This window comes from Candidatus Schekmanbacteria bacterium (assembly GCA_003695725.1).
Lineage (GTDB): Bacteria > Schekmanbacteria > GWA2-38-11 > GWA2-38-11 > J061 > J061.
The window spans coordinates 1-8,655 of sequence record RFHX01000011.1; the positions used below are offsets into that span (position 1 = coordinate 1).

Genomic DNA, 8,655 nt, shown 5'->3' on the forward strand with positions numbered 1-8,655 from the left:
AAGAAAAGATATTATAATCAATCAGAGCATAAAGAAAAAAAGCTTCGCATTGAAAATATTGAAATTCTAATATAATACGACTGCTTCAATATGGTAAAAGAGAAGAAATACTGTTCAAATATTGAACATTGTTTTTTTCTAAATGGTAAATAATTGAACAACTAATCTTTCTCCTTAAAAAAATATTCAGTAAAATCAAATACTTATTTTTTATAAAAAATTGGCATAATTTTTGCATCAAGTGTCTTATAGTTTGTAGGTTGGGTATATTCAATTACAATGAGAAACTTTAATTTTAAAAAGGAGTTACCAAATGAGTCCCAAAGATGTGATGGAAATTATCAAAGAAAACAACATTCAAATGATTGATTTGCGTTTTATGGATTTCCCCGGTGTTTGGCAGCATTTTTCAGTGCCTGTATCAGAGTTTAATGAAAACAGTTTTGAAGAAGGGTTCGGTTTTGACGGCTCAAGTATTAGGGGATGGCAGCCAATCAACGCAAGTGATATGCTTGTAATCCCAGATCCCGCAACAGCAATGGTTGATCCAATATTAAAGTATCCAACTCTTGTTCTTATTTGCAACATAGTAGATCCAATTACAAAAGAAAAATATTCAAGAGATCCAAGGAATATTGCTCAGAAAGCAGAGAGTTATTTAAGATCGACACAAATTGCAGATACATCTTACTTTGGTCCTGAAGCTGAATTTTTTATACTCGATGACATCCGATTCGATCAAAATGAACATCAAGGTTTTTATTTTCTCGACTCATCTGAAGGCCGCTGGAATAGCGGAAAAGAGGAAAATCCAAATCTTGGATATAAACCTCGCTACAAAGAGGGATATTTCCCAGTACCTCCTACTGACAGCTTGCAGGATTTAAGGACAGAAATGGTTCTTGAAATGCAGAAGGTAGGAATCGAGATTGAATGTCAGCACCACGAAGTGGCTACTTCAGGACAGGCAGAAATTGATATGAAATACAATACATTGACTGCCACTGCTGACAATTTGATGTGGTACAAATATATTGTCAAGAATGTAGCAAGAAGACATAACAAAACAGTTACTTTTATGCCAAAACCGGTATTTAGAGACAATGGCTCTGGAATGCACACCCATATTTCATTGTGGAAGAATGGAGAACCACTCTTTGCAGGGAATGAATATGGTGGAATGAGTGAATTGGCTATGTATTTCATAGGCGGCATTATTAAGCATGCACCTTCGGTTTGTGCCTTTGTAGCACCTACAACAAATTCATATAAAAGACTTGTACCGGGATTTGAAGCACCCGTCAATCTTGCCTATTCCTCAAGAAATAGAAGCGCAAGCATAAGAATTCCAATGTATTCTCCCAGTCCAAAGGCAAAGAGGATCGAAGTCAGATTCCCTGACCCCTCATGCAACGGCTACTTGGCATTTGCAGCCCTATTGATGGCAGGACTCGACGGAATAGAAAACAAAATCAATCCGGGAGAACCTCTTGACAAAGACATCTACGAATTAGGACCTGAAGAGTTGGCAGGTGTACCATCAGTGCCAGCTTCACTTGAAGAAGCACTAAATGCTCTTGAAGAGGATAATGAGTACCTTTTAAAAGGTGATGTTTTCACTCAAGATGCAATTGATATGTGGATTGAGTATAAAAGAACCAATGAAGTCGATGCAATGAGATTGAGACCTCATCCATATGAATTTGCTCTTTACTTTGATATTTAAATAAGGTAAAGACGAGAAAAAGTTTAGATATTTCTTTACTAAATAGAACACTGCCGGCTCTTCTTGATAAAAGAGTCGGTTGTGTTTTGTTTTTATTGGTTTTGTATAATTTTGGTGCCCTTGTTGTCACATCATCTACCCTCGTTTGCTTGACAACAGTGTTTTTTTAATTTACGAAATAAAAGGGTTTTTATCACAAAAATTATTTGAAGGGTAAAATATGGCTTTAAATGCGATTTTTTGGGGCTGTCAAATACCAGCGCGATACCCCTTTATCGAAAAATCTTTAAGAAGGGTTTTCGAAGAGCTGGAAATCCAAATAATAGATATCGATGGATTCACGTGTTGCCCTGAAAGAGCGCTCATAGGCAATATGAGTGAAGAGGTTTGGTATTTGACTGCAGCAAGGAATTTAGCAGTGGCGAGAAAGAACGCCGGGAAACCATTAACTCTTATTCAAGCCTGTAATGGCTGTTTCAGCACATTAAAAAAAGTAAAGGAAGATCTCGACCACGATTTAGAAATTAGAAAAAAAGTAAACAAAGGTTTGGGTCATATCGGCCTTCATTATGAAGGTGGCGTTGATGTAAAGCATATAGTTGAGTTCTTACACGATGTTATTGGTGCTGACACCATAAAAAATCGCGTTAAATCCTCTTTGAACGGATTAAAAATAGCAGTGCATCCGGGATGCCATATGACGCGTCCCTCATCTGCTATAGAGTTTGACGATCCCCTTGTTCCAAAAAAGTTCGACCAACTTATAAAATCACTTGGAGCAACAAATGTAAACTATCCAAGCAAAATGCTTTGCTGTGGGGGAGAATTAACCAATATTGGCAATATGGATGAAGGTTTTGCAGTAACAAGACAAAAACTTATTGAAACGACTCGTTTGAATGTAGATGCACTTGCTGTTGCATGTCCGAACTGCTTCAAACAATTTGATAATCAGCAGTTTCTAATGCAAAGAAACGGTGAAGAATTTGAAATCCCGGTGTTTTATGTATCAGAACTTTTAGGATTGGCATTGGGGATTGACCCAAAAGAATTGGGATTGGAAGGGCACAGGATAAATACAGAAAGTTTCTTCAAGAGATGGAACGAAGAAAAAGAAAAGGCAGGAAAAGTAAAAGAATATTTTGATTTAGAAGCATTGAGGAAATGCTATGAATGCAGAGCTTGCTTGGATGATTGTCCATCAGTCAAGCTTCTTGATAAATATGACCCTGTTACAATAATGGGGAAAGTGTTGGATGGAAAAATCGAAGAAGCAATGGAAGATAACGCCATCTGGGAATGCCTTGAATGCCATACTTGCAGCGAGCTGTGTCCTCAAGGATTTGGAATGGAAAAAGTATTTACTACCCTAAAACATTTTGCAGGGGAAAAGGGGAAAAGGCCTGCTCCTGCAAAAAAAGGTATTGAAATGTTCGAAAAAACAAGCAAAATAGGCGAACCTTCAAAAGCTCAAAGGAAAAAGTTTAATCTTCCAGATACTCCATCAAGCGGTTTTGAAGACTGGAAAAAGATGATTGAAGCAATTCGTTCAAAAAAAGAAAATGAGGGAGATGAAATTTTAAATGAACCATAATTACCAAAAAGACATATCAGGATGCGGGCTGTCAGGACTGATTAGTCGAAGCAAAAAAAGAATTCCCGGTGAAGTAATTATCAAGTCTATTTGTCCTATGAAGGATAGGGGTAACGGACTTGGCGCAGGATTTGCCGCATACGGAATTTATCCTGATTATAGCGATTATTATGCGTTTCATATAATGTATGATCACGGCACTGCAAAAGACATTGCAGAATCCTTCATTGAAGCAAACTATGAGATAGCTAAGCAGGAAAGAATTCCACATAAAAAGACTGAAAATATTGTCTATCATCCTATGCTTTACAGATATTTTGTTAAGCCAAAGGATAAGAGGCCTGATTCCCAATTTGCTGAGCTCGAAGGCGATGATTTTGTCGTGCGCACTGTAATGAATATCAATTCGAGTATTGAAGGAGCATATGTGTTTTCAAGTGGGAAAAACATGGGCGCTTTTAAAGGAGTTGGTTTCCCATCAGAAATTGCTGAATTCTATATGCTTGAAGATTATGCAGGCTACATTTGGACTGCTCACAATAGATTCCCTACAAATACTCCCGGCTGGTGGGGTGGTGCGCATCCATTTACGCTTCTCGACTGGTCAATTGTCCACAACGGTGAAATTTCATCATATGGCATAAACAAAAGATATTTAGAGATGTTTGGATACAGCTGCACACTTTTAACGGATACGGAAGTTGTAGCTTATCTTTTTGACTTAATGGTAAGAAAGCATGGCATTAGCTTCAACATTGCCTGTAAAGCCCTTGCAGCACCTTTTTGGAAAGATATCGATGCGCTTCCAGAAGAAGAAAGAGAGGCTTATACATGGTTGAGAATGGTATATGGTAGTGCTCTTTTGAATGGACCTTTTGCAATTCTATTTGGACACAGCAATGGTCTGATAGGGCTTAATGATAGAATAAAACTGCGTCCACTTGTTTGCGCAGAAAATGGAGATATGGTTTATATGGCATCAGAAGAATCAGCAATCAGGGAAATTTGTCCAAAGCCGGAAAGAGTGTGGTATCCAAGAGCAGGAGAACCAGTAATTGTTAACCTGAATAGTGATGAAAAGAATTAAAAATGAGAAAAAGCTACCTTATTCCAGAGTTTAGAGTCGAAATAGACCATACAAGATGCAGGCGGTGTAAGCGCTGTATAATGAATTGCAGTTACGAAGCGCTTAGTTTCAGCGATAGAGTGGTTGCCGACCACTTTAAATGTGTTGCATGTCACAGATGTATCGTTTTCTGTCCTGAAAATGTAATAACTGTACGAAAAAACCCTGTTGATTTCAAAGAAAGTTTCAACTGGACCAACAGGCATCGTTTAGATATTTGGAAACAGGCAGAAACAGGAGGCATTCCTCTTACTGGTATGGGGAATGATTTGCCCTATCAGATTATTTGGGACCATTTAGTCCTTGATGCCTGTCAAGTTACAAATCCTTCTATCGATCCATTAAGAGAACCGATGGAATTGAGGACATATTTAGGGAAAAAACCTGATTCTTTGCAGTTTGAAGAAACAGCCGACGGAAAAATTAAATTAAAAGAAAAACCTCCCAAAAATATAAAACTTGAAATGCCCGTTGTTTTCTCACCTATGTCTTATGGTTCCATTAGTTTGAATGCCCATAAAGCAATGGCGATGACTGCAAAGGAAATGGGCATTGTTATGCATACAGGAGAGGGCGGACTTCATAAGGATTTGTATGATTATAGTGACTATATGATTGTGCAATGCGCATCAGGACGATTTGGCGTTCATGCCGAATATCTTAAGAGAGGAATTGCAGTCGATATAAAAATAGGCCAAGGAGCAAAACCGGGAATAGGTGGCCATTTGCCGGGAGAAAAAGTCGGACTTGACATTTCAAAAACTCGTATGATACCAATAGGCACCGATGCATTATCACCTGCTCCTCATCATGACATTTACTCCATCGAGGATCTCAGGCAGTTGATTTATGCAATAAAGGAAGCAACTAATTACAAGCCGGTATCAGTTAAGATTGCAACTGTCCATAATGTTGCAGCCATTGTAAGCGGTATTGTCCGCGCTGGTGCTGATATAGTTTATTTAGACGGTTTCAGGGGAGGTACTGGTGCTTCTCCCAAGATTGTTAGGGACCATGTTGGAATACCATTGGAACTTGCCCTTGCGGCAGTTGATGACAGACTGCGTGAAGAAGGAATAAGAAATCAAGCATCAATTATAGCGGCAGGCAGTATTAGGTCAAGTGCAGACGCAATTAAAGCAATAGCTCTTGGTGCAGATGCCGTTGCGATTGGCACAGCGGCTCTAGTAGCAATTGGATGCAGAGTTTGCCAAACATGCCATATGGGTAAATGCGCATGGGGAATTGCAACACAAAGGCCTGAATTAGCAAGAAGGCTTGACCCTGAAATTGCTGCCGAAAGACTTATTAATATGCTCAAAGCATGGAAATTTGAAATAAAAGAAGTTTTAGGAAGTCTTGGACTTAATGCTATTGAATCTCTGCGCGGCAGTAGAGAAAGATTGAGAGGTATTGGTTTAGACGCTCAAACATTGGATATTTTGGGTGTAAAACCGGCAGGAAAATAATATTTGAGAAATAAGAAAATGGATGCAGATACTTTGATAGAGTCAGGGAGAATCGAACCGGACAACGGAAAAGGAAAAATGGAAAAGCGTGAAAAAATAGTAATAGACGCAAAAGGTATCTATTACAGAGAATTAAATGAAAAAATCCGTGATGCTATTTACAATCTAAAATGTAAAGAAATTCATCTCAATAATGTAAATGGTCAGCGCTATATTGGAGATGGGATTGAGGCAAAGGTAACCATTGTAATTAATGGTGTACCGGGGAATGACCTTGCAGCATTTATGAATGGACCTACAATTATCGTCAACGATAATGCACAAGATGCAGTAGGCAATACGATGAACAATGGTAAAGTAATTGTCAAGGGACATTCAAGCGATGTCATTGGATATGGAATGAGAGGAGGCAAGATTTTCATAAAAGGTGATGTAGGATACAGAGTTGGAATTCATATGAAAGCTTATAAAAACACCGTGCCATATATCATCTGTGGCGGAAGAGCAGGTGATTTTTTAGGTGAATATATGGCAGGAGGAGTTCTTGCCGTTTTAGGACTCGATGAAAATGATAATAGACCCCTAACCGGTGATTATTTAGGTACAGGCATGCATGGAGGAGTTATATACATACGCGGTGAAGTCGATGAAAGGACACTAGGCAAAGAGGTTGGAATTGTGGATTTTACTGAAAAGGATATGCAAGAATTTGGAAAAATCTTAAAGGAATATGCTGATGACCTTGACTTAGATTTTGATGAAATAATGTCAAAACCATTTACAAAGATTGTCCCCATAAGCCATAGGCCTTACGGAAAACTTTATAGTTACTAAAGAATAATAAAAAATCCCCCTCACATCAAAAGTGAGGAGGATTTTCTTTCAAAAATTCCAGTTAATTTCCTGATACTGAATGCTGTGGTTCTTGAATAGATTCTCTGATATTCTCCTTGCTTAAATAGTCGCGCCGCCATACTTCATCAGCTATCTTGCCAAATTCTTCTGCATATTTATCGAGCTCAGGCGCCATATCTGTTACTAGTGCTTCTCCTCCATCTTGAGTAGCTTTTGCATTACAGCTATGAACAACCTCACGAAGTACATTGGGATTATCGATAATTAGGCAAGGTTTTAAGCGATTCGTAATGCCCTCCTGCTTTTCTCTAATAGCTTTAAAGAAGTCTGATTTCAAAACTTCCACAAGTGTTTTTTCTTTTATGTTGTCGACTGCAAATTGTGAAAAAACACAAGGTTCTACATCTCCATTGGAATTTATATGAAAATATACACGCGCAGAAATGCATCCGCCAACTGATGGACCGTCATTCCAGAAGTCGGCAAGGACAATGGGTTTTCTTTTCCTCATCTCCATTATCCTTTCCCTTCTTTCCATTCTCTGTCTTGCAGTAGGCATTAAATCAAGGGAAGGACATCTGCCAATGGGCATATAGCTAAAATACCAAGCAATAAAGCATCCTTTTTCAATCCAAAAATCTACGAATTCTTCACTTGAAACAAGTTCATTATTTTCTCTCGTTGTCGTAACTGAAATACCGTATAAACAGCCCGCATCTTTTAAGGCACTCATTGCATCAAGAATATTATTAAATGTCCCTTTGCCTCTCCTCCTATCGGTTTCTTTTTCAAATCCTTCTACACTTATACAGGGAAGAACATTTCCAAGCTTTGATAATTTTGAGGGAAGGTCTTTTTTCAAAATCATCGAACCATTATTATAAACCTGAAAATATACATCCGGATGTTTTTCAAATATATCCAGAATATCATCTCTTAAAAATGGCTCTCCGCCTGAAATGACAACAAAATAAATGCCATATCTTTTCCCTTCTGTAATGACTCTATCAATCACATCAAAGGGCAAATCGTTTTCTTTGCTGTAATTGCCTGAATAACAACCATAACATTGTAGATTACAGCGCATTGTTGGGCTTATTACCATCAAAAGAGGTGGATAAAAACCTTCTCTCTTCAAAAAATCTTCCCTTCTTTTTGTACTCAAAAATCCAAGATTGCAAAAAAGGTTGACTGCCATTTTTTCTCTTACGGGTTTTGAACATTTGGGAAAGAAGCGTTTGCTGTTTAATATTATACTCTTTAAAAAATCGCGCCCTTCTTCATATTGAATGGCATTTATATAAGGACTTAAAGAAGATATTAGTTTTTCATCAGAAATATGATTAGAAAAATTTGCTAAATACTTGAAAGTTTGTCTGTAAAAGGAATCTTTAATATCTCTTACACTATTCATAGACATCCTCCCTCCTTTAAAAGTTCAGAAATCACAATTTTTAGTTTCCAACTTTCTATAACGAAGGTATTGAATCTATGTAGTGCATAAATATTCTTTAAAATAATTTTGTTACTCTTTTTCTTGTCCTTGATTAGAACTTTTTCCAAATTTTAAGCAGTTTTTCATAAATCTTATCTTTTTCATTATATCTAAATTCGCTCTCCTTTAAATGCAGATAGAACGCTTTCTTAGGTATTCCATTGAATTTCGACAACCTTCTCTTGACATAGCTCCAGAAGCTTTCTGCAGAATCCAACGCTCTTCTTCTTTGCTCATCATATTTAACCCTATAGTGCTTAATGCCGTCTATGATGATTGATTCATATTTTTTTAAAAAATCCAAATTATTCAATCTGTTTTCATTGAGATATTTTCTTAGATTTCTTTTAAAATCAAAAGAATTAATGCTTTTCACAATCTCTGTACAGA

At 37.4% G+C, this 8,655-nt stretch carries 7 protein-coding genes; 5 read left to right on the forward strand and 2 right to left on the reverse strand.

Annotated features, from left to right (window positions below; all coding sequences use genetic code 11):
* Nucleotides 1-313: 313 nt before the first annotated feature.
* The 5 genes from glnA (at nt 314) to D6734_00495 (ending at nt 6,749) form a co-directional block, all read left to right on the forward strand.
* Entirely contained in the window at nt 314-1,726 is a 1,413-nt protein-coding gene (glnA, locus tag D6734_00475; protein RMF98336.1) for a type I glutamate--ammonia ligase, read from the forward strand.
* Between the two features lie 220 nt (nt 1,727-1,946).
* Nucleotides 1,947-3,320 carry a 4Fe-4S dicluster domain-containing protein gene (locus D6734_00480; GenBank protein ID RMF98337.1) on the forward strand — a complete coding sequence of 458 codons (1,374 nt, stop codon included), beginning with the start codon at nt 1,947-1,949 and terminating at the stop codon, nt 3,318-3,320.
* Entirely contained in the window at nt 3,310-4,407 is a 1,098-nt protein-coding gene (locus D6734_00485) for a hypothetical protein (protein RMF98338.1), read from the forward strand. Before D6734_00480 ends, D6734_00485 begins: the two co-directional genes overlap by 11 nt.
* A gap of 2 nt (nt 4,408-4,409) precedes the next feature.
* Nucleotides 4,410-5,915, forward strand: a complete 1,506-nt coding sequence (locus D6734_00490) for an FMN-binding glutamate synthase family protein (GenBank protein RMF98339.1) — start codon at nt 4,410-4,412, stop codon at nt 5,913-5,915.
* A gap of 78 nt (nt 5,916-5,993) precedes the next feature.
* Nucleotides 5,994-6,749 (forward strand): hypothetical protein, encoded by a 756-nt coding sequence (locus tag D6734_00495; protein RMF98342.1) that lies wholly within the window; start codon nt 5,994-5,996, stop codon nt 6,747-6,749.
* 61 nt (nt 6,750-6,810) lie between these two features.
* On the opposite strand, the gene D6734_00500 is transcribed toward D6734_00495, so the two are convergent.
* Nucleotides 6,811-8,190 carry a radical SAM protein gene (locus D6734_00500; GenBank protein RMF98340.1) on the reverse strand — a complete coding sequence of 460 codons (1,380 nt, stop codon included), beginning with the start codon at nt 8,188-8,190 and terminating at the stop codon, nt 6,811-6,813.
* Between the two features lie 127 nt (nt 8,191-8,317).
* The gene (locus D6734_00505) at nt 8,318-8,641 is read right to left on the reverse strand and encodes a hypothetical protein (protein ID RMF98341.1); all 324 of its coding nucleotides are present in this window, start codon (nt 8,639-8,641) and stop codon (nt 8,318-8,320) included.
* Between the last annotated feature and the right edge of the window lie 14 nt (nt 8,642-8,655).